This is a genomic window from Phormidesmis sp. 146-20 (genome assembly GCF_052939475.1).
Map to the genome: position 1 here is coordinate 1 of NZ_JBJPHT010000015.1, position 20,885 is coordinate 20,885.

General features: G+C 49.7%; 20 protein-coding genes. 7 read left to right on the top strand and 13 right to left on the bottom strand.

What is annotated here, in order from left to right; all coding sequences use genetic code 11:
* The first annotated feature begins 360 nt into the window (after positions 1-360).
* Entirely contained in the window at positions 361-2,475 is a 2,115-nt protein-coding gene (locus tag ACKFKH_RS13995; protein WP_446858923.1) for a response regulator, read from the top strand.
* A 194-nt stretch (positions 2,476-2,669) separates the two neighbouring features.
* Here the strand turns inward: ACKFKH_RS13995 and hrcA are convergent, their stop codons facing one another.
* From hrcA to ACKFKH_RS14020, 5 genes are all read right to left on the bottom strand, one after another.
* Positions 2,670-3,746, bottom strand: coding sequence for a heat-inducible transcriptional repressor HrcA (gene hrcA / locus ACKFKH_RS14000; RefSeq protein ID WP_446858924.1), 1,077 nt, complete (start codon positions 3,744-3,746; stop codon positions 2,670-2,672).
* Between the two features lie 365 nt (positions 3,747-4,111).
* The gene (locus tag ACKFKH_RS14005) at positions 4,112-4,465 is read right to left on the bottom strand and encodes a rhodanese-like domain-containing protein (RefSeq protein ID WP_446858925.1); all 354 of its coding nucleotides are present in this window, start codon (positions 4,463-4,465) and stop codon (positions 4,112-4,114) included.
* A 72-nt stretch (positions 4,466-4,537) separates the two neighbouring features.
* The gene (locus ACKFKH_RS14010; RefSeq protein ID WP_446858926.1) at positions 4,538-6,229 is read right to left on the bottom strand and encodes a GspE/PulE family protein; all 1,692 of its coding nucleotides are present in this window, start codon (positions 6,227-6,229) and stop codon (positions 4,538-4,540) included.
* A gap of 149 nt (positions 6,230-6,378) precedes the next feature.
* Positions 6,379-6,696 carry a hypothetical protein gene (locus tag ACKFKH_RS14015; RefSeq protein ID WP_446858927.1) on the bottom strand — a complete coding sequence of 106 codons (318 nt, stop codon included), beginning with the start codon at positions 6,694-6,696 and terminating at the stop codon, positions 6,379-6,381.
* A 135-nt stretch (positions 6,697-6,831) separates the two neighbouring features.
* Positions 6,832-7,611, bottom strand: coding sequence for an amino acid ABC transporter ATP-binding protein (locus ACKFKH_RS14020; protein WP_446858928.1), 780 nt, complete (start codon positions 7,609-7,611; stop codon positions 6,832-6,834).
* A gap of 226 nt (positions 7,612-7,837) precedes the next feature.
* Here ACKFKH_RS14020 and ACKFKH_RS14025 point away from each other — a divergent pair, with 226 nt between their 5' ends.
* Positions 7,838-8,560 (top strand): Uma2 family endonuclease, encoded by a 723-nt coding sequence (locus ACKFKH_RS14025; protein ID WP_446858929.1) that lies wholly within the window; start codon positions 7,838-7,840, stop codon positions 8,558-8,560.
* Between the two features lie 16 nt (positions 8,561-8,576).
* Here ACKFKH_RS14025 and ACKFKH_RS14030 read toward each other — a convergent pair whose 3' ends face one another.
* Positions 8,577-8,738, bottom strand: a complete 162-nt coding sequence (locus ACKFKH_RS14030; protein ID WP_446858930.1) for a hypothetical protein — start codon at positions 8,736-8,738, stop codon at positions 8,577-8,579.
* Positions 8,732-8,935 carry a hypothetical protein gene (locus ACKFKH_RS14035; protein ID WP_446858931.1) on the bottom strand — a complete coding sequence of 68 codons (204 nt, stop codon included), beginning with the start codon at positions 8,933-8,935 and terminating at the stop codon, positions 8,732-8,734. The genes ACKFKH_RS14030 and ACKFKH_RS14035 overlap by 7 nt, the downstream gene beginning before the upstream one ends.
* 114 nt (positions 8,936-9,049) lie before the next feature.
* On the opposite strand from ACKFKH_RS14035, the gene ACKFKH_RS14040 reads away from it, so the two are divergent.
* Both ACKFKH_RS14040 and ACKFKH_RS14045 read left to right on the top strand, forming a co-directional pair.
* Positions 9,050-9,283 carry a hypothetical protein gene (locus tag ACKFKH_RS14040; RefSeq protein WP_446858932.1) on the top strand — a complete coding sequence of 78 codons (234 nt, stop codon included), beginning with the start codon at positions 9,050-9,052 and terminating at the stop codon, positions 9,281-9,283.
* Between the two features lie 74 nt (positions 9,284-9,357).
* Positions 9,358-9,651, top strand: a complete 294-nt coding sequence (locus ACKFKH_RS14045; RefSeq protein WP_446858933.1) for a hypothetical protein — start codon at positions 9,358-9,360, stop codon at positions 9,649-9,651.
* A 102-nt stretch (positions 9,652-9,753) separates the two neighbouring features.
* Here the strand turns inward: ACKFKH_RS14045 and ACKFKH_RS14050 are convergent, their stop codons facing one another.
* Together ACKFKH_RS14050 and proB are read right to left on the bottom strand one after the other, a co-directional pair.
* Positions 9,754-10,722 (bottom strand): protochlorophyllide reductase, encoded by a 969-nt coding sequence (locus ACKFKH_RS14050; RefSeq protein WP_446858934.1) that lies wholly within the window; start codon positions 10,720-10,722, stop codon positions 9,754-9,756.
* 258 nt (positions 10,723-10,980) lie between these two features.
* On the bottom strand, positions 10,981-12,081 hold the full coding sequence (gene proB / locus ACKFKH_RS14055; protein WP_446858935.1) for a glutamate 5-kinase: 1,101 nt from the start codon (positions 12,079-12,081) through the stop codon (positions 10,981-10,983).
* 365 nt (positions 12,082-12,446) lie between these two features.
* Here proB and ACKFKH_RS14060 point away from each other — a divergent pair, with 365 nt between their 5' ends.
* Positions 12,447-12,932 (top strand): Tab2 family RNA-binding protein, encoded by a 486-nt coding sequence (locus ACKFKH_RS14060; protein WP_446858936.1) that lies wholly within the window; start codon positions 12,447-12,449, stop codon positions 12,930-12,932.
* Between the two features lie 28 nt (positions 12,933-12,960).
* Entirely contained in the window at positions 12,961-13,833 is an 873-nt protein-coding gene (locus tag ACKFKH_RS14065) for an S-methyl-5'-thioadenosine phosphorylase (protein WP_446858937.1), read from the top strand.
* Between the two features lie 414 nt (positions 13,834-14,247).
* Here ACKFKH_RS14065 and dnaN read toward each other — a convergent pair whose 3' ends face one another.
* The 4 genes from dnaN to ACKFKH_RS14085 all read right to left on the bottom strand — a co-directional run bounded on the left by dnaN (position 14,248) and on the right by ACKFKH_RS14085 (position 19,725).
* The gene (dnaN, locus tag ACKFKH_RS14070; RefSeq protein WP_446858938.1) at positions 14,248-15,405 is read right to left on the bottom strand and encodes a DNA polymerase III subunit beta; all 1,158 of its coding nucleotides are present in this window, start codon (positions 15,403-15,405) and stop codon (positions 14,248-14,250) included.
* 625 nt (positions 15,406-16,030) lie between these two features.
* Entirely contained in the window at positions 16,031-17,563 is a 1,533-nt protein-coding gene (locus ACKFKH_RS14075) for a bifunctional aminoglycoside phosphotransferase/ATP-binding protein (RefSeq protein WP_446858939.1), read from the bottom strand.
* A gap of 145 nt (positions 17,564-17,708) precedes the next feature.
* Entirely contained in the window at positions 17,709-18,269 is a 561-nt protein-coding gene (locus ACKFKH_RS14080) for a 50S ribosomal protein L25/general stress protein Ctc (RefSeq protein WP_446858940.1), read from the bottom strand.
* A 139-nt stretch (positions 18,270-18,408) separates the two neighbouring features.
* A complete protein-coding gene (locus tag ACKFKH_RS14085; protein ID WP_446858941.1) occupies positions 18,409-19,725 on the bottom strand; it encodes an adenylosuccinate synthase in 1,317 nt (438 codons plus the stop codon).
* Positions 19,726-19,947: 222 nt separating this feature from the next.
* Between ACKFKH_RS14085 and ACKFKH_RS14090 the strand changes: the two genes are divergently transcribed.
* Positions 19,948-20,859, top strand: coding sequence for a branched-chain amino acid transaminase (locus tag ACKFKH_RS14090; RefSeq protein WP_446858942.1), 912 nt, complete (start codon positions 19,948-19,950; stop codon positions 20,857-20,859).
* Positions 20,860-20,885: the final 26 nt, after the last annotated feature.

Here is a 20,885-nt window from a genome sequence, read left to right on the forward strand (position 1 = left end):
CCGATTTCCCCTCTAACTTTTCACCTTTGACACAAAACTATTGACATACCCTCTTTTCTATTTTGCTTAACGTCTTTTCTACTTTGCCTAACGCCTTTTGTGTTTCGTCTAACGCCTTTTCCCTTTCGCTCAACGTCTTTTCTGTTTTACCCAACGCCTTTTCTGTTTTACCCAACGCCTTTTCTACTTTGCCTAACGCCTTTTCTACTTTGCCTAACGCCTTTTGTCTAATGTCTTCCCAACCTTAACGTTACTTAACTGATCAGCAAAGAACGATCAATTCAGATCTTTGATATCTGCATTCATCCTTCATTCCTCTCGCGAAGCGTGTCGAAGACAACCCCTCATCCCTTCACTCTCATGAGTCCACTTTACTTTTTGCTGTTAGAAGATAGTTTGTTAGACACAGAACTGGTGCAAATTGCACTGGCAGACGGAGAAATTGAGTGTGAAATGAAACGGGTAGACACGCGATCGGACTTTGTTGAGGCGCTAGAGACAGATTCGTTTGATTTGATATTGTCAGACTATGCGCTGCCAGGGTTTGATGGGATTTCTGCCCTCGCGGTGGCTCAAAGTATGCGTCCCGAAGTGCCGTTTATCATCGTATCGGGGACGCTGGGCGAAGAACTGGCGATCGAGATGCTCAAAAGTGGCGCAACTGATTACATTCTCAAACAGCGACTCGACAGGCTAGTTCCCTCGGTCAAGCGGGCCCTGCGAGAAGCCCAGGCTCGACGCGATCGCCAGCAAGCCGAACTTGCCCTTCAAGAGAGTGAGAATCGTCTGCGATTTTTGGCGGAGGCCAGCGTCATTCTCACCGCGTCTCTCGATTACAAAATCACGCTCGAAAATATTGCCAGTCTGACAGTGCCTTTTTTGGCGGACTTTTGTTTTTTTGATGTGGTCACTTCAGAAGGAGAGATCCAGCGGGCAGCCTGGAGTTATTGTGATCGCGCTCAGACTGATTGGTTTGCTCAGATTCAGTCCTTTGTCCCGTCTCAGCGTTTTGCTCATCATCCCACTCGACAAGCGATCGCCAGTGGCAGATCTGCTCTAACGCCCGTCGTCACGGATGAATGGATGCAAACGATCGCGACTCGTGACGAACATTTAAAATTTATGCGAGCGCTTCAGTTTCAATCAGAAATTGTGGTGCCGTTGGTGATTCACGATCGACGCTTGGGCGTGTTGACTTGTGGCTATACTGCTGCTTCCGGGCGACGTTATACAGAAACCGATCTCCGACTTGTAGAAGAATTAGCCAACCGGGCCGCGATCGCATTAGACAATGCCCAACTCTATGAGCAAGCACAAGAAGCTAATCGCCTCAAAGATGAATTTTTAGCCGTCCTGTCTCATGAATTGCGAACGCCACTCAATCCAATTTTGGGATGGTCAAAGTTATTAAAAGCAAAACTCTACGATCGCACCACTTTGATACGCGGGCTGGAAACGATCGAACGCAACGCCCAGATCCAAACGCAACTGATCGAAGATCTCTTAGATGTCTCTCGAATTCTCAGCGGAAAGCTAACTTTAAAACACAATTTGGTCAGCCTGATACCGATTATTGAATCAGCGTTAGAAACGGTACGATTATCCGCAGAAGCGAAAGCGGTCAACCTGACATTTTCCATATCAGATCATCTTGAAGCGCCAGCCTTTCAAATCATTGGTGATGCGAGTCGGCTCCAGCAGGTTTTTTGGAATCTCTTCTCCAACGCCATTAAATTTACGCCGCCCAACGGACAGGTACAAATTCACATCACAGCCAGCAATCCGCACTCTGAAGGGGGCATTGCTCAAATCCAAATCACCGACACCGGGAAAGGCATCCCCGCCTCCTTTTTGCCCTATGTGTTTGACTACTTTCGCCAGGCAGACGGCAGCACAACGCGCACCTTTGGCGGACTGGGAATCGGACTCGCGATCGTTCGTCATCTCGTCGAACTTCACGGCGGCACCGTCCATGCAGACAGCCCCGGAGAAGGACAAGGCTCAACCTTTACTGTAAAGCTGCCCCTCAAACAAACCGCAGACAACTTCTCGGCTCCAACGCCTGCCCCTCCTCTCATGTCAGCGCCTTTGGCAGGTATGCAGATTCTCGTAGTAGACGACGAAAAAGACACCCTCGACCTCCTGACCTTTTTGCTCGAAGAAGCAGGCGCGATCGTGACTCCTGTTTCATCCGTCCAAGCCGCTCTATCTGCCGTCAAACAAGCCGTCCCCAACCTGCTCATCAGTGATGTTGGAATGCCCGATCAAGATGGGTACGCATTGATCAACCAACTGCAACTACAGCAAGCAGACATTCCCGCGATCGCCATCACCGCCTACGCCAGAGAAGAAGATCGCCAAAGAGTAATGGCTGCCGGATTTCAAACCTATTTGACCAAACCGATCGAACCCGATGCCGTGATTGCTGCCATTACAAACTTGAATCTTCCAATCATAAGTAGCGTCGATCGGTAGGACGATCGTTGATCGTGAATTGGTAAATTCTTCGCTTCGATATTTGACGCTTCTGCCCCAATCTGCCAATTCTAGAGGACTTTAAGAGAAGAATTTTGGTTCAAAGTCCCCTACTCGTGGGGGATTTAGGGGGCTGCCCGGATTTACAACCGTAGCGAGAAATACACTCATCCCTCATCCCTCATCCCTCATCCCTAACTCAGAGCGTCTGAAATGTAATCGGCGGTAGCTTCGACAAGGGCGATCGTATCTTCGTAGACCATGCGCGTCGGCCCCAACACACAAACACTTCCGACAGGGACAGTGCCACGACTATAGGTCGAAGAAATCAGCGTACAGGTGCGAATCGGCTCTAGCGAATTTTCGGAACCAATGCGAACGGTGACTCGTTTGCCCAACAGTTCAGAATCGGGTGGCTCGAAAATCAGGGGCATCAACTGATGTTGTTCTTCTTCGAGCAGGTGCATGATCGTTTTGATCTGGCTGAGTTCCGAAAATTCTGGCTGACGCAGCACTTCAGACACACCGCTGACCATAATCTGGGTAGGGGCTGATGATTTGGACAGACGGCGCGACAGATCTGTGACCAGCGAGGTGAGAAACTGACTGTAGCGATCGAACTCTCGCCCCAACTCACTCCAGTCTAAAGTCGCAATCTCAGCAGGCGATCGCCCCCGAAGCTGATCGTTCAAAAAGTTAGAGAGAATCTGCAACTCTCGTGCGACCAGTTCTGGATCGCCATCTTCCTCAACCTGCGGCAACTCCATCAAAACCGATTGCGTTTCGTAAGTATCGTTGACCACAATCAGCATGACGCGCTGGGGGTCGATTTGCACAAGCTGCAAGTGACGCAACTCGGTCGTCCGGCTAAAGGGCATCGTGATCAGCGTAATATAGCCACTCAACGTCGCCAAAATTTGAGCCGCCCCTTTAAGCAGCGCTTCAAAACTCCATTCGTCCCAATTGAGCCGACCTGTTAACAATTGCTCAACCTGATAGCTCAACTCGGTCGAAGGGGTAATTAGCTGATCAACATAGATGCGGTAGCCCGAATCAGACGGAATGCGCCCTGCCGAGGTGTGAGGCTGATAGAGCAATCCTGCTTTTTCTAAAAAGCCCATCGCATTGCGAATCGTCGCCGAACTAACGCTAAGTTGATATCCTTTCACGAGGGCCTCAGATCCGACAGGCTCGGCCGTCGCGATGTAGTGGCGCACCGTTGCCCAAAGAACTTGCTGCTGTCGATTCGTCAGATTCATGTGAGTAGACATTTTGAAAAGCTAAATCTTAAATCTCAGACTAGGATTCAGTCTCAGTCAGATACACCAATTGAACCTAAGATAGCAGATTCTTGATTTTGGCTTTTATTTGGGATCGCTGTGGTAGCAAACGCGGCAGGAAGACAGAAGAGACTTTAGACTTTGGACACAAGACAGGTCTACAAGGCCTTGGTTGGCGATCGAAGCGGTTCCCACATTCGTCAGCTTAAATTCTATGAGGTTCTTTCGCTTCGATCTTCAGCGCTTTTGCCCCCCAACTCCCCATTCTGGGGACTTCCGGACAATTTACGGCCTCCTCGCGCAGCGGATTACCCCCAAAGGGGGAACAGACTATCGAAGCTCTCCCTCATCCCTCGCTAATATCTGGGAATTGATCGATCCACGGCGATCGCATACGCATCAATCCCGCCCATAATATTCTTCACCTGCGTAAAGCCCTGTTGAATTAGCCATTGGCACATTTGCGCCGATCGCATTCCGTGATGACACAGCACCAACGTTTCTTTTTGAGGATCGAGACGAGTGTGAATCTCTTCAGACCATTCGGCGTAGTCGCTCAGGGGCAACACGATAAACCCAGGCAAGCCAGCCGTTTCGACTTCCCAAACTTCTCGCACATCGACAAGCTGTAAGTCTTGGGGATCGGCCAGCTTTTGGGCCAGTTCGGTGACGCTGATCTGAGAGAGCGGTTGACTGTCAAAGTTGGACATAGAGGACACTGGGGAAGCGATCGCTTCAACCAACGAGACATGGATACTGAAATCTTGACACAGCCTGCGCCCTCAACTGCCAGACGCATTCATCAATTTCTTTTTGGTGTGGGCTGGGCGAACTTCGCTTACTGTTGATTTGCGATAAAGCGAACTGTGAGGCAAAACGCGCAGCACTTCTTCGACGGTCGTGATCCCCTGGGTGATCTTCTCGATCGCCGACACCCGAAACGAGTCAAAATTGTCGCCATCTAATAAGTAGCGCTGTAGCTGGGTCATCGTGCCTTCGTAAATAATTTGTCGCAGCGTATCATCGACGTTGAGTAGCTCAATAATTGCCTCGCGTCCCAAATACCCCGAATTAAAGCAGCGATTGCAGCCTTTGCCTTTGCGCCATTCGTGTCCGATGTGGTCGCGATCGATGCCCAAAGCTTTGAGATCTTTCTCGCTAGGTTGGTAAGGCTCAGAGCAGTGGGGACAATTTTTTCGCACGAGACGCTGGGCCACCACTCCCAACAACGCATCACTGATCAAACCAGGGTCGGGGCCAATATCCTTAAGTCTGGGAACGGCGCTCATTGCATCATTGGTGTGTAGCGTTGTCAAAACCAGGTGTCCGGTTAGGGCGGCTCGAATGCCCGTTTCGGCAGTTTCGTGATCGCGAATTTCGCCCAGCATGATGATGTCGGGGTCTTGGCGCAAAATGGCTCTCAATCCGGCTGCAAAGGTCATCCCCGCTGCCTCATGGACTTGAGTTTGCGTAATGCGCGGCAGAATGTACTCGACCGGATCTTCGACCGTGACGACGTTGACAAATTCAGTAGCGATCGCCTGCAAGCTCGTGTACAGAGTGCTGGTTTTGCCTGACCCCGTTGGGCCCGTAAAGATAATCATGCCTTGAGGCTGACGCAGCCAGCGCTGGTAGATTTCGAGCGTTTTGGGAGAAAAGCCCAATTCTTCCATGTTCGAGAAGGGATTTTGACGGGGCAGCAGTCGGATGACGGCCTTTTCTCCGCCGACACAGGGCAAGGTGCTGACGCGCATATCCAGTCCCAGGTCGGTGTCTTGACCAGAGGCGTAGCTTTCTCCGATGCGGGCATCTTGAGGGCGACGGCTTTCTGAGATATCCATGTTGGCCATGACTTTGAGGGCGACGATCGCTCGCCGACTCACTTCGATAGGCAGGGTGGTAATGTCGCGTAAAATTCCGTCAATTCGATAGCGAACGCGCAGCCCAGCAGGGGTCGGTTCTAAGTGAATGTCGCTGGCCCGATTTCGCAAGGCCCCCGAAATAATGGTTCTGATCCGTCCGATCTGGTCGGCTGCTTTTGAGAGATAGAGTTCGGTGACTTCGCCAATGTTTTCGGCTTCGAGTTCTCCGGTGAGGGGGTTGACCAGGGGAGTCGAGCTAATTTGATGGTGGTCGAGGTTGGCGGTGTGATACCAGGCGCGGTAGCTTTTATCGGTGACGGGAATAATTTTGACGTTGGTGAAGGTGCGATCGCTCAGTTCCTGAACCTGCTTGTCAGAAAGCGTTACGGGGCTACCGAGATAAAAACAGTTGCGCCAGAGTAAAAGGGGAATCAGAGGCGGCAGGGCGTTGCGATCGGGAAATTCTCGCAAAAATCGATGGCTGACTTCTCGATCCAACAGTTCCAGTGTGACGTTGTTTTCTGAATCGACCAGCAGATGAAGCGCTTGTTCGCAGGTGATTTCACGGTTTTTGAGTTGTTGCCAGACCGAGAGTGAATTAGGAGCTTTCATGGTCTTTTTAGTGCGGGAACGTCAGGAGTACGAGCTAAAGCAGCCGATGGATTGCTTTGTCAACGCTTCGGTGATCCTACTGTATGGTTAAGCTGTGCTACAAGCATTTCTGGCTACAATCCTGCTACTTGAAGCTGAGAGAAAATTAATTAGCGATCGCTGTCTGCTTGTTCCTTTACTTCGTTGATCGCTGAGGCTGATCCGGGATGTTGAATGCGACTTTTTTCGATAAATTGCTTCATGGCGATGCGGCGATTGGTCATAAAGCGACTCCAAAAGCCGGGGATGATGCCGTCCATTGTTTTGGCAATCGACCACACTTCCATCGCCATGATGTTGTAGAAGGCGCGATCGGCTCGTCTCAGCTTGTCCAGCCATTCGTCTAAAGTCATTGCAGGCAACGATTCTAGCGAGTCTTGTGGGTCGGGTGTGGGGTCGGGTGCTGGATCGGGTGTGGGGTCGAGCATGGCGATCGGCTTACTACAACACTACGAAAGATGCCCTTTTTTGTTAAATCAGCAGACATGGGGGACTTTGGACTTTGGACAGTATTTAAAGTCTCCAGTCTAATGTCTAACGTCTAACGTCCTCTACGTCTCTCTTTAATGCAGAATCTGTGAGAGAAATTTTTTAGCCCGATCGCCTTTGGGATTGGTGAAAAACTCAGTGGGGGTGGTGTCTTCGATGAGTAAGCCTTCGTCCATAAAGACCACACGATCGGCGACTTCGCGGGCAAATCCGACTTCATGAGTGACGCAGACCATTGTCATACCAGAGTTGGCCAGCGATCGCATCACCTGTAAGACTTCTTGCACCATTTCGGGATCGAGGGCGGAGGTGGGTTCGTCAAACAACATGACTTTGGGCTGCATGGCTAGGGCACGGGCGATCGCGACTCGCTGTTGTTGTCCTCCCGAAAGCTGACCGGGATACTTATTCGCCTGTTCTAAAATGCCGACGCGCTCTAGGAGTTGACCTGCATCATCTTTGGCTTTGGCTTTTGTCCATTTGCGGACGTGGGTGGGAGCCAGCATCACATTCTCTAACACCGTCAGATGCGGAAATAAATTGAACTGCTGAAACACCATGCCCACTTCGCGGCGAATTGCTCCCACATCTTTCATGTCTTGCGATAGCTGAATGCCGTCAATCTCGATGCTGCCTTTTTGATACTCTTCGAGGGCGTTGAAGGTGCGAATAAAGGTGGATTTGCCTGACCCAGAGGGCCCCATCATCACGACGACTTCGCCTTTATTGACCGTCAAACTGATGCCTTTGAGTACGTGAAAGTTGTTGCCGTACCACTTTTCGACCTCTCTGGCGATGATGATCGGGGTAGGAGTCATGTCGATACCTGCGGGTTGAAGTTGCGATCGTACCATTCTGTCATCCGAATCCTACTCTCAGCGTTGGGTTGAATACGAATTCGATCGATTTTTCCGCGCTAATCGCCAATTTGCAACTGCCTCTTGAATCTTTCACACATGAAGGACTTTGACATCCCAAGAAAAAACAAGAGCGTCTGAAATTAGAGGAGTAGTCACACGGCTTATTCAAGCTTCACTCAGAATCTGGATGATAATAAGGCATCAGCTTTAGTAACTGCCCATGACTGGACAACTTCTAAACAATGACGTAGATAACGACGAACTCGTCACCCAGCCTGATATTAGTCATTTGGTGATTGAGGACGACATCCCGGTGGACAACTTTCAATCTGAAAAGCAGCAACGGCTCTTAGTAGAACCGCTCTATAGTTCTTGGTCGCCAGAAGTTTCATTCATTGCGGCGGCAAATGTAGGATTGTTTTATGCGTTAAAGCAAGACCCGATCGTCCCTGATGCGTTTCTGAGTCTCAATCTTCAAATGCCTGCGGACTGGAGCCAAAAGCAAAACCGCTCCTATTTTGTTTGGGAGTTTGGCAAGCTGCCGGAGGTTTGTATTGAAATTGTCTCCAATCGCAAAGGCAATGAGTTGGCTACCAAAAAAGCTGACTATGCCCGCATCGGCGTTGCTTACTATGCGGTGTTTGACCCGTTAAAGCAGCTTCAGGGTCAGGACGAACTGAATGGATCGCTTCTCAAGGTTTGGGAGTTGACCGGGAAGAACTATCGGGAATGCGCTGCCCCCGTTTGGTTGGAGTCAGTTGGACTCGGATTAACGGTCTGGGAAGGAACCTTTGAAGAGCAGGCTGGACTTTGGTTACGTTGGTGCGATCGTCAAGGTCAAGTCATCCCCACGGGCGCAGAAGGTCGGGAAGTGGAACGTCAACGTGCCGATCGTCTAGCCGATCGCTTAAGAGCAATGGGTGTGAATCCAGATGAAATCTAGCCTTGTCAGGAGCCAATTAGCCCTGCAAAGTTTGTCGCCAGGATTCGAGCGATTCTAAGATTTGTTGGCGGCGCGATCGCACTTTCTCTATTTTTTGCTCATATCGAATCGTTTTTGTTTTTGTTTCTTCGAGCCGATCTTCTAGTTCGGCCAGTTGCTCTTCGGCTTCTTCTAACAACTGGCTATAGATTCCCCCAAGGCTTTCAAGTCGGGATGCACCTGAATTTTGCCTAGTCCCAGTTGGGTGATCAGCTCCGATCGACTGACTCCCAGATTCTTCGCCCAATTGTCCAGCCCGACGATCGCGCGCTCCGTCAAGGTCACGGTCACATCTCGCTTTGGCTCTCCGTGTTCGGCTTTCCGAGCTTTTGGCATCATGATTCCCCATGCAACACCCCCTTATTTTACCCATGCTTGGTAGTTGCAATTTTACACGGGTAAGACTATGCTTTTCAATAAGATTACATGGGTAAATTGAGGTGCCAAACGATGCGAGATTCCCGACTGAATCCTCATTTCCATCGTCCTTATGCGGTGGTTGCCGTGATGCCAGGACACAAACCGAGAGAAATTGGACAATTTAATAATCGAAGTGACGCAGATGCAATGGTGCGTTTTTTGCGGCGAAGCGTTCCGGCGGGTGACTTTTTTGTGACGTTTGACTGTGAGGATTTGCCAGGTGCGATCGACACTCCTCCCATCAAAAGCAATCTAGGAAAATAAATCGACGATCGACTACGATCAATGCATCAAACAATGCATCAAAAGGCAACTCACGCTGAAGACGCTAGGATTCTATGGTTAAGAATTCTGAAAACCTGTGCCCTAACTGTCAAAGTAACCACAACGTGATCAAAAAATTGATTTTGATTGGAGCCAAAAGCCCTAAAGCTTTATTTGGTGACGAAGAACGCTGTGGATATCATCGAAAAGATCAGCTTGCGATCGACGAGTGCAATCCCGAAGTGCTCAAAGAAAAACCGCTTGAGCAATTTCTAGAAGGTTACTTTTGTACCGCGTGTGACATCGGTTTTGTGAATGACATTTTGGCGATCGACGCTCATTCACTCAAATCAAAAAACCCAAGATGATCACATCTCAGGTTGAAAAAGGTCGATCGCAGAGTACTTTGAGAAACGTTATGCTGAATGGGAACTTTATCAAAAGGTGAATCACAAATAGAATGGTGAAGTCTACGCTATGGATACCAGCTTTTCGCTCAAGTCCCACATGCGAGCAGCTAAACGATCGTCGCTGGCTTTTTCGGATAGCTCTTGCACAAACGACTCACGCCCTTCTTTTTGACGATTGCCCCAACTCCAATGCACGCCTGACTGCTTAAACTGTGGGTCAGCCACCACTTGAGCGACGCGCTCTCCGGCCAACTCCTGCGACACATAGCCCCCCGTAATATTTTTCTGAAACCACGGGAAGACCTTTTGAAACAGCGGATAGCTATTGCGAAAAAGCGGCGTATCTGCCACACAGCCCGGATAGAGCGTGTTAAACACAATGCCCGTCGAGTCATGATAGCGGCGATGCAGTTCTCGACTGGTGATCATGTTACAGAGTTTGCTGTCTTTGTAAGCCTTGCCTGCCTTAAACGGTTTGCCATCAATCATCGAAATGGGTGCCTTAAAGCCCGCTTCAAAGCCTTCGAGATTGCCCAAGTCAGCAGGCGCAGGAATGGGAATCTTGCCGCCTAACTCCTTGGAATTTGCGGTTACCGTTCCTAAAATGATCAGTCTTGCTGCACCCGAAGCGGAATGTTTGAGATCATCCAATAGCAAATTGCACAGCAAAAAATGACCCAGATGATTGGTTGCCACACTTAACTCATAGCCTTCGGGCGATCGCAGCGGCTCTTTTAACAACGGCAGATAAACCGCAGCATTGCAGACGAGAGCATCCAACGATTTGCCACTTTCGTGAAAGGTTTTGACAAACTCACGCACGCTGGCCAGTGACCCCAAATCAATGTGCATTAAGGTGTAGCGATCGGGCGACATTCCTAGAGATTGGGCGGCTTGTTTGGCTTTTTCTAGATCTCGACACGCCATCACTACATGCCATCCCCGTAGGGCCAGCGCTTTTGCAGCATACAACCCAACACCAGAAGAGGCCCCGGTGACCACAACTGTCAAATTCTGATTTTGTTGCATCTTGTTAAACTCCGTTAGCCGTCCTGAAACGAACTGACAGTTTTCATCTTACCGATCAGGCGTAACGCTTGAGGAAATGCGACAAAATGTTATGAAATGGTGCGTGAGGAACGATATCAATTCTCTAAATCGACAAATCGACTTCTGTCCAATGCAGTTCTTTCGCTTCGCTGGTTACATCTTCTGCCCCCCAACCCCCCAATTCTGGGGGACTTTGAAGCCAACGCCTATTGTCTAGTGTCCAATGTCTAGAAGCCTCTACTTCAAAACTAAATTGTCTCGATGGACGATCGTCTCTGCCCCCGCATAACCCAGAATTTCGGCAATCTCTTCGGACTTGTGACCGCGAATTTTTTGGAGTTCGGTGCTGGTGTAGTTGACGAGACCTCTGGCGATTTCGTGACCGGAATGATCACACAATTTCACCGCATCCTGACTCTCAAACTTGCCTTCGACTTGAATGATCCCGGCAGCTAAGAGCGACTTGCCATCTTTGCGAATGGCTTTGACGGCTCCATCATCTAACAAGAGTTTGCCTGTGGGAATGAGTCCGTGGGCGATCCAGCGTTGGCGGGCGTTGATCGGCCGGGGCTGTGGCTCAAATTGCGTCCCGATCGCTTCCCCTTGCAGCACTTTGAATAAATTGTGGGGCGATCGACCCTGCATGATCACCGTTCTCACGCCCGCCCCTGTGGCAATCTGGGCCGCCGAAATCTTGGTCACCATGCCGCCCGTTCCCCAATTAGAGCCAGAACTGCCCGTTCTGACGGTCAACTGCTCGATATTCTGCACAAGTGAAATCGGTTGAGCATTGGGATCGCTACGGGGATCGGCCGAGTAGAGACGATCGACATCCGTCATCAAAAACAACCAATCGGCATCCACCAAACTCGCCACCAGAGCCGACAGCGTATCATTATCGCCAAACTTCAATTCATCGACCGCAACGGTATCATTTTCATTGACGATCGGAATCACATCCAGCCGCAATAATTCTTGAAACGTGCGGTACACATTTACATAGTGGTTTCGCTCGACCAGATCGCCGCGAGTTAAGAGAACCTGAGCGATCGGTTGCTGCATTGCCGTAAAAAAGTCATCATAAATTCGCATCAGACGACCTTGACCCACTGCGGCTACGGCCTGTTTGAGGGCGATCGCTTTGGGCCGTTCGGTTAACCCCAATCTTGCACAGCCAACGCCCACCGCCCCTGACGACACCAAGACGACTCGATGACCCTGCTGCCGCAACGTGCTGAGAACTTCGACTAAGGTGGCGATCGTCGAGAGGGCCAATTGTCCCGTTTCGGGTTGAGTCAGGCTAGAAGTACCAATTTTGACCACTAAAGTTTGAGTCATGACACCGCTAAAAATTGAGGCGCAAATCAAAATTTTCTATCTCTGTCCTAAATCCTGCGGACGGAGGGATTTTCTATTATCCCAAATTCGGCACCGTCCAAAAAATTACCGACCATTGGCGCTAACTTGAATTCGATGAAGATTTTTTGCTTCGTTGTCAAGCGCTTCTGCCTCCCAGACTGCCAATTTTAGAGGACTTTAAGATCAGCGTTCTGGTTCAAAGTTCTCTATTTAATAGATAAGCTGTTTCATCAATTCACGTTCGATTAACCAAAATTTCTTGACAGACTACGAGGAAACGTCAAGAATCCTCAGATGGCGAGTCGTTATTAAACCATCTTTAGCGCTTTTCTTTTTCTTTATTTATGAGAAACCCACCTCAACCTTTACCAGATAATCTTTGGGGCGATCGCTGGCGATTTGCCTCCCTACCCGCCGCTGATCTCGAAGATGCCTTTAGAGATCGCCTGATTCCCATTCTAGAAATGCCGACAGAATGGCTGCCGATCGCGTTGGGTGTCGCCTCTATCACACTGATTCCGGGGGTTGTCATTGATGGAGGACGGCGATCGCTCGCTATCGCTCGCTGGCTACAAACCGCCCAACCTGTCTCACTCAATCACATTGCAGGCGCACCCGACGGACTCATTTTAGAAGCGGGAGCCGTCGATCGCTGGATAGTCGCCACCTTTGAAGACTCAGAGGTACGATCGGCTGCCCAACTTTACCAACAGCGCAAACAAACTAGCCAGGGACTCCATTTTCTCTTGATCCAACCCGACGATTCGGGGATGACCTACACAGGCTTTTGGCTGCTCAATTCTCAAGCTCAACAGAACACAGTAAAATAATCCCGATTCGCAAACGCAAAAACCTCATATGTCTCAAGCAAAAATCGGCATCATCGGTGGCAGTGGTCTCTATAAAATGGATGCCCTCAAAGACGTAGAAGAAGTCCAGATCACAACGCCCTTTGGGTCACCCTCGGATGCGCTGATCTTGGGCACCCTGGAGGATACGCGAGTTGCATTTCTAGCTCGTCACGGACGCAACCATCATCTGTTGCCAACCGAGCTACCGTTTCGAGCAAACATCTACGCTATGAAGAGTTTGGGCGTTGAATACTTGATCTCTGCGTCGGCGGTCGGGTCGCTCAAAGAAGAAGCCAAACCGTTGGATATGGTGGTGCCCGATCAGTTTATCGATCGTACCAAAAATCGCATTTCCACTTTTTTTGGCGATGGCATTGTCGCTCACGTTGCCTTTGGTGATCCGATTTGCGTTCGTTTGGCCAACATACTAGCGGATACGGTTGCCGATCTCAATTTCTCTGAAGTCACGCTGCATCGAGGCGGCACCTATGTCTGCATGGAAGGCCCTGCCTTCTCGACCAAAGCCGAATCAAACCTGCACCGCAGTTGGGGCGCAACGGTGATCGGCATGACAAACTTGCCCGAAGCAAAGCTGGCACGAGAAGCCGAAATCGCCTATGCAACGCTGGCCTTGGTCACAGATTACGATTGTTGGCATCCTGATCATGACAGCGTAACGGTCGAGATGGTGATTGGCAACTTGCAAAAAAATGCCGCCAACGCTCAAAAAGTTATTCAAGAAACCGTGCGCCGCCTGACTCAAAACCCACCCGTTTCTGACGCTCACTCCGCCTTGAAATACGCCATTCTTACACCGTTAGAAAAAGTCCCTGCTGCAACCAAAGAGAAGCTGGCGCTCTTATTGCAAAAATATTTGTAGCGTTCGCTTTACTTAACGACTTTAAGACTCAGATTGTGTGAATTCGATCAAATTTTTCATCCATATCCACCTGAAAATGCCCCCAAATCCCCACCCGTGAGGAACTCTGAACTCAAACATTTGCTCTAAAGTCCTCCAGAATTGGGGGTTGGGGGGCAGAAGATCTAAACAACGAAGCCTACAAATTTTCTAGAGTTGACATTTGTACAGCAATCCCAAATCACTCGTGAAATGCAGACTTGATCGTGCCCCCTAAATCCCCCAAAGTTGGGGGACTTTGAGCCGAGAGACTTCCTAGATTTCAAGACCCATTCCCCAGTTTCAAAGTCCCCCAGAATGGGGGATTTAGGGGGCGAAGCGGACTGGAACGGAGCGATAAAAATCTGTTCATGACTCATTTCGGATTGCTATAGATCAAGATCTTACTTGCACAGGCATCACCAAATAAGTCATCTTCAGACTTCCCAACGGTGTGAGAATCGCGGGACTGGTGGCAGTATTTAGCTGCATCTGAACTTCGGATGTATTGATTGCTTTGAGACCCTCGACAAGGTATTTCACATTAAAAGCAACGTCTAACCCATCGCCCGTGATTTGAGCAGGCATCGACTCGCGACCACTTCCCACATCTTGAGCGTCTACTGACAGCGTAAGTTCTTGATTACTACTGTCGAGCGTCATTTTGACGATGTTGTTTTTCTGGTCAGCCAACACCGAGATCCGTTCTAAAGCACCGAGTAGAAGGCGACGATCGAGCGTCATCTGATGCGAAAACTGGCGAGGAATCAGTTGCCGATAGTTGGGATATTGCCCTTCTAGCAAGCGGCTGGTCAGGCGTTGATCCGTCCATTCAAAAACGACTTGCCCTTGATCAAATCGGACTGCGATCGACGCGCCACTTTGCCCCAACATTTTCATCAATTCTTGCAGCGCCTTGGCAGGAATCGTCACATTCAAGCTGGCATCGTTTTCGGTTTTGCTGGCGGGTGATCCATCCTCTTCCTGGTTGAGGGTCTGCACGACGGCGAGACGGTGCCCATCGGTAGCAGCAAACTCCAACCCATCGGGCTGCAAACTGAGGTGAACACCCGTCAAAACCTGTTTGGTCTCGTCCGCGCTCGAAGAAAAGAGGGTGCCACGCAGTCCATCAATGAGCGCTTCGGTGGAGAGGTGAGCTAATTCGCCCTCTGCGATCGCAGGCAGTTCGGGAAACTCTTCGGCTCCCAGTCCTCGCATTTGATAGCGTCCCGATGCACAGGTCAGGGTGGTCAACATTCCGGTCTCGGCGTTGAGGTCACTGTCTAAGGTAATGTCGCCATCAGGCAAGCGTGAAACGATGTCACCGAGCAGTTTGGCAGGCAGGGTAAGGGTGCCACTTTCTTCAACTTTGGCAGCAAAGCTAGTTTGAATTCCTAAGCTGAGATCAAAGGCGCTCAGGCTGACTTGTTGAGTGGTGGCATCAGCGTTGAGTAAGACGTTGGCTAAGACTGGGTGCGTGGGGCGTGATGAAACGGCACGGCTGACCAGTGAGAGGTGAGTGTTGAGGTTATTTTGGGCGCAGACCAGTTTCATGGCAGTTGGGAGGGCTAAGAGGAAAAAGGCAGATGAACTTGTTTTAAAGGTCGTTTTGGATTTGGGAAGCGGCTCAAACAGTTCTAAGAAATTCTTGCTTGAGCATAGTAGCACCCATTTCTAGATCGTTCCACCGGGTCTGAAGTTGGCTTGGTGAAAGGATTGTAACGCTTGAGTTGAGGGGTTAATTTGTGATAAAAGAAACTGTGGAAACTGTGGAAAAGAAGCTTGATCGACTTTCCAAAGCGATTTTGAGGGTCAGTCAGCCTGTGGAAAACTTGTGGAAAAGATCTGTTTTTGCCACTACATGTGGTGAGCTGTTGGATGTTTTCCACTAAATATCGGAGTTTTTGACAGGTTTCCCACAAAGTTTTCCACAGAAATGGGGGTGGTTTTCCACAGGAAAGAGGCGATCGCTCCTCTCCAATAAGAAAATCTAATCGGATTCAACTCTAACTTAATGATCTGCTGACCTGTTCAAGTCTAGTTTTTGGACAGTGAATCTCCCTGGTTTTGCGGCGATCGCTCAGATCAAGGGTCAGCTCCGTCTTCAAGTTACGACCGTTCGATGAAGAAGCGCCTCGAATTCACGTTAGTTTTCGCTCATTCAGCCGATCGCTAATTTTTAGCTTATTGATTTCAATTGTTCCTCCAGCGGTTGAGTCGTGTCCAGGGTCTTTAGATAGGGTTGTTCGATTTCTGAGAAAGATTCCAGTTGCTGTTGGTCGAGGAGATCAGCCGTCACGTCAGAGATATCTCCTTCGCGTTTTTCTACTCGATCGCGCAACACCGACAGAGGCGCATCACAATGCAAAATTTGTAAAGGAATCTGATGGGCTTGGGCTTGAGAAATCACCGGGAGACGCAGCGCTTGACGATCATATTTAGCATCCAAAATTACGGTGTAGCCTTGAGCCGCCAGAATGGAACCGAGTTGGAGCAAGCGATCGTAGGTTTTTTGCGTCATTTCAGGACTGTACAGATCCGCGCTGCCTTTTTCATCCAACGCCACGCCGCCCAGATGTTTGCGAACGGCATCCGATCGAATCTGAATGGCTCCTGTCTGACGGGCTAACTGCCCAGCTACGGTACTTTTGCCCGATCCAGACAAGCCAGCCATGAGGATCAGCCGCCCCGACTTGTGTTGGGTATACTCCCAGGCCAGCGTGTAATATCGTTTTGCGGTCGCCATCGCCTCTTGCTTGACTGCCTCTGGAATCGACGGATCGCCCAACAGAAACGAAGTTACCTTTGCCCGCACGTAGGACTGACGGCTGAGATACAGCGGCAACACCTGTAACCCTTCCCAGTCGCCCGTTTGCTCAATGTAAGCGTTGAGAAATAAATTACTCAAATCGGGACGGTTGCGGGCATCCAAATCCATGATGATGTAGGCAATATCAAACATCACATCGACAAACCGAAACGGCTCATTGAACTCAATGCAGTCAAACAAGAGAATTTTGTTGTGCCAAAAACAAATGTTTCTCAAATGCACATCGCCGTGACATTCTCGAATCCACTGGTGAGCGACGCGACTATCAAACAGTGCTTTCTGCTCGGCAAACAAGCGATCGGTATAGGCACGGGTTTCATCAAACTGCTGTTGAGTTTGTGCGCCACCGATGTAGCCGACCGTCTGATCATAATTTTCGTCGATCGCCTGCCGAATCTGCGACACCTCCCCAAAGCTGAGAATGTAGTCATTGGTGGGCGCTTGTGCGTGAAATCGAGCCAATTCTTTTGCCAGATCTTTGAGATGCTGTTCGGTGAGTTCGTTGCGATCGAACATTGCACTCAATAGCGTCTCTTGCGGAAACTGACACATTTTGACGACGTATTCAACCGCCTCTCCCGTCCCACTTAGTTGAAACGCATCGCCCACTTGCGTCACAGGCAAAACGTCTAAATACAGTTCGGCGGCTCCTCGCTGGTTGAGGCGCAGTTCTTCGTGACAAAAGTGCTCTCGTTTTTCGAGCGTCGAGAAATCCAGAAAGCCATAGTTGACAGGCTTCTTGAGCTTATAGACAAATTCCCCCGTCAGCAGCACATACGAGACGTGAGTTTGAATTAGCTCGATCGGTTCGGTCACCGGATGTGGATAAAAATCCGACTTGAGCATCTGTTGAACGAGAAGCGGCAGGTTGGTGTCAGTCATAGGTTAGCGAGTTGTAATAGCGTAGAGAGTAGCGGTTAACGTCAATTCGATGAAGCTCACTGAGATTCAACCATAAAAAAGCCAGGGAAATCGGCTCCCTGGTTCTAAATACACCTGAAATTCATGGTTTGAAATTCACAGGCAACTACTCGCGGCTGGCCGTCACCTGAGCAACCACGCGGCTGGCTTCACCGACGGCTATTACTCCTTCGGGGAGTTTCAACTCATGCACATGCAGAGAATCGCCCACTTTGAGATCAGTAATGTCTACATCGATGCCTTCAGGAATGCGATCGGGCAGACATTTCACTTCCAATTCAGTCAACTCAGTGTTGAGAATGCCGCTTTCTTGCTTGACTCCATAAGATTCGCCCACAAAGTGCAGCGGAACCGTAATTTCGAGAACGCCGTGCGCCGACACCGAGAAAAAGCTGAGGTGATAGAGACTCTGCTTCCAAGGATGCGACTGAATCTCACGCAACAGCGCTTTCCCCGACCAAGGTAGCTCAGGGACGCTGACATCAATCAAGGTGTTGTTGACTGACGCATCGCGCACTAAGAATTCTGCTTTTTTGGCATCCAGCGTTAATTCAACAGACTCCTGCCCATTGTGACCATAGAGCACCGCAGGAACTTTTCCTTCACGACGCAGCGCATTCGGTTTGCTTCCGGGAGCGCGTTTCTGACATTCGATTGTGATTTGCATAATGACCTTTTGACTAGAGGAGTGAGGAGTGAGGAGTGAGGAGTGAGGGGTAAGGAACGACGGAAAAAATTTCTCCACATCATCCCTCATCCCCCTCGCGAAGCGTGTCTAAAGACAACCCCTCCTCTCTTTCTTTCTGCTATTTGGTGTACAACAAAGCGCGCTTGGGCCCGTGGATGGGATCTTCGACGATGATGGTTTGGTCGCGGCTGGCTCCCAGAGAGACGATCGCGATCGGCACATCCATTAATTCTGCCAGGAATTTGAGATAGTCCAACGCTTGAGACGGCAAATCTTCGAGTGATCGGCAGTCTTCGGTCGATCGCTTCCACCCTGGCATGGTTTTGTAGATCGGCTTGCATCGGGCAAACACACGCGAGTTACTGGGGAAATCTTCGCAGCGCTGCCCATCAATTTCGTAGGCAACACACACTTGAATTTCCTCCATTTCGTCTAACACGTCGAGCTTGGTGATCGCTAGACAGTCTAACCCATTGATCCGCACGGCGTAGCGCCCGATCACGGCATCAAACCATCCGCAGCGTCGCTGTCTGCCTGTCGTCGTGCCAAATTCTGCGCCTCGCTCACAAAGGGTCGTACCCACCTCGCCGTGCAGTTCGGTCGGAAACGGCCCTTCTCCGACGCGAGTGGTGTAGGCTTTGGCAACTCCGATCACGCGATCGATCATCGTCGGCCCGATCCCCGTCCCCACACAGGCACCGCCCGCTACGGGATTTGAAGAAGTGACGTAGGGATAGGTGCCATGATCGAGATCAAGCAGCGTGCCTTGTGCGCCTTCAAAGAGAATGTTGCGCTTGCGGCGAATCGCATCGTAGATTTTAAGCGAACTGTCTACCACATGGGGACGCAGGCGATCGGCGTATTCCAAATATTCAGCGATCACCGCTTCGGCATCCAGGGGCGGCAGATCGTACATCTTTTCGAGAATGACGTTTTTGTAGGCGATCGTCCAATTTAGCTGTTTCCGCAGCATGTCAGGATTCATCAAGTCCACAACTCGAATCCCCGTTCGTTCAGACTTATCAGCATAGGTTGGGCCAATTCCTCGCCCGGTCGTGCCGATCTTGTGGGTGCCACGCCGTTCTTCAGAGGCGCGATCGATCAGCCGATGATAAGGCATTGTGACGTGAGCCGTTTCGGAGATCAGCAGGTTTTCGGTAGAAATGTTCAATTCCTTTAACTGATCCAGTTCCTCAATCAGAACTTTGGGATCAATCACCGTCCCGCAGCCGATAATGCACTCGGTTTCAGGATACAAAATGCCAGAAGGGATAAGGTGCAGTTTGAAGGTCTGATCCTTGACGACAACGGTGTGTCCAGCGTTTACGCCTCCCTGGTAACGAACCACCACATCTGCTGACTTACTGAGCAGATCGGTAATTTTTCCCTTCCCTTCATCGCCCCACTGGGCACCAATTACAACTACGTTAGCCAAGGGTTTCTAAAAGAGTGCTAAAGTTTTCAACAGCCTCCCATTATCATCAGTTTGTGCTGCGCGTGTCAATGGTGAATTGTTGAGTAACTGATTTGAGTGAATCATTTGTCTTCAGAGAAGTGATCGACCAGACTGCGATCAAATTTTGGTGGTCGATCGGGGATGAGAATGAGTGCGGGTCGATACAATAGAAATTCTTTTCTATCAACACGCGAACCTCTTATGCACAACTTTCTGCCGATCGCTTACTTCAAAAATCAGTTCATGCCGTTTGCTGAGGCAAATCTGTCGATCGCAACGCACGCTTTGCACTATGGAACGGGAGCATTTGGGGGGCTGCGCGGCGTTCCTGATCCGACTAATCCCAATCAAGTGCTTTTATTTCGACTCGACAAACACTGTCAGCGACTTAGCAAGAGCGCCACGTTGATTAACTACGATCTACCTGCTGATAAAATTCAAGCGATTATTACTGATTTTGTTCAAAAAAATAGACCGACTCAATCCTTTTATATTCGTCCGTTTGTCTATACATCTGGGTTAGGCATTGCCCCACGTTTACACAATATTGAAAAAGACTTTTTTGTTTATGGGTTAGAGTTGGGCGATTACTTATCTCCGGATGGCGTGACTTGTCGAATTAGCTCCTGGTGTCGTCAAGAAGATCGCAGTCTGCCCTTGAGAGGCAAAATCAGTGGCGCATATATCACTTCATCTTTGGCAAAAACTGAAGCAGTGGAATCGGGATTTGATGAAGCAATTTTGTTAAATTCTCAAGGCAAAGTCAGCGAAGCGTCTGGCATGAATATTTTCATTATTCGCAACGGTGAACTGATTACGCCTGGGTACGATCAGGACATCTTAGAAGGAATTACCAGAGGCAGCATTCTCACTGTCGCCCAAGATTTGGAAATCAAAGTGGTTGAAAGACCAGTTGATAAATCAGAGCTTTTTATCGCAGATGAAGTGTTTTTAAGCGGAACGGCCGCTAAGATTACGCCCGTCAAAAAAATCGAAACCTTTGACCTGCCAAAAGCGCGCCCAATCACCGATCGACTCAAAGACAAACTAACCGCAATTACCGAAAACAAAGCGCCTGAATATCACGATTGGGTCTTTACGATCGCCTTCTAGCCTGTCGATCAACCACGATTTTGTCA

What these genes read in the sequence shown, in the direction of transcription:
- ACKFKH_RS14080 (WP_446858940.1), bottom strand. Translation starts at nt 18,269, where the DNA reads ATGCAAATCACAATCGAATGTCAGAAACGCGCTCCCGGAAGCAAACCG.
- ACKFKH_RS14040 (WP_446858932.1), top strand. Translation starts at nt 9,050, where the DNA reads ATGCGAGATTCCCGACTGAATCCTCATTTCCATCGTCCTTATGCGGTG.
- ACKFKH_RS14045 (WP_446858933.1), top strand. Translation starts at nt 9,358, where the DNA reads ATGGTTAAGAATTCTGAAAACCTGTGCCCTAACTGTCAAAGTAACCAC.
- hrcA (WP_446858924.1), bottom strand. Translation starts at nt 3,746, where the DNA reads ATGTCTACTCACATGAATCTGACGAATCGACAGCAGCAAGTTCTTTGG.
- ACKFKH_RS14005 (WP_446858925.1), bottom strand. Translation starts at nt 4,465, where the DNA reads ATGTCCAACTTTGACAGTCAACCGCTCTCTCAGATCAGCGTCACCGAA.
- dnaN (WP_446858938.1), bottom strand. Translation starts at nt 15,405, where the DNA reads ATGAAACTGGTCTGCGCCCAAAATAACCTCAACACTCACCTCTCACTG.
- ACKFKH_RS14025 (WP_446858929.1), top strand. Translation starts at nt 7,838, where the DNA reads ATGACTGGACAACTTCTAAACAATGACGTAGATAACGACGAACTCGTC.
- ACKFKH_RS14015 (WP_446858927.1), bottom strand. Translation starts at nt 6,696, where the DNA reads ATGCTCGACCCCACACCCGATCCAGCACCCGACCCCACACCCGACCCA.
- ACKFKH_RS14065 (WP_446858937.1), top strand. Translation starts at nt 12,961, where the DNA reads ATGTCTCAAGCAAAAATCGGCATCATCGGTGGCAGTGGTCTCTATAAA.
- ACKFKH_RS14020 (WP_446858928.1), bottom strand. Translation starts at nt 7,611, where the DNA reads ATGGTACGATCGCAACTTCAACCCGCAGGTATCGACATGACTCCTACC.
- ACKFKH_RS13995 (WP_446858923.1), top strand. Translation starts at nt 361, where the DNA reads ATGAGTCCACTTTACTTTTTGCTGTTAGAAGATAGTTTGTTAGACACA.
- ACKFKH_RS14035 (WP_446858931.1), bottom strand. Translation starts at nt 8,935, where the DNA reads ATGCCAAAAGCTCGGAAAGCCGAACACGGAGAGCCAAAGCGAGATGTG.
- ACKFKH_RS14090 (WP_446858942.1), top strand. Translation starts at nt 19,948, where the DNA reads ATGCACAACTTTCTGCCGATCGCTTACTTCAAAAATCAGTTCATGCCG.
- ACKFKH_RS14010 (WP_446858926.1), bottom strand. Translation starts at nt 6,229, where the DNA reads ATGAAAGCTCCTAATTCACTCTCGGTCTGGCAACAACTCAAAAACCGT.
- ACKFKH_RS14050 (WP_446858934.1), bottom strand. Translation starts at nt 10,722, where the DNA reads ATGCAACAAAATCAGAATTTGACAGTTGTGGTCACCGGGGCCTCTTCT.
- ACKFKH_RS14075 (WP_446858939.1), bottom strand. Translation starts at nt 17,563, where the DNA reads ATGACTGACACCAACCTGCCGCTTCTCGTTCAACAGATGCTCAAGTCG.
- proB (WP_446858935.1), bottom strand. Translation starts at nt 12,081, where the DNA reads ATGACTCAAACTTTAGTGGTCAAAATTGGTACTTCTAGCCTGACTCAA.
- ACKFKH_RS14060 (WP_446858936.1), top strand. Translation starts at nt 12,447, where the DNA reads ATGAGAAACCCACCTCAACCTTTACCAGATAATCTTTGGGGCGATCGC.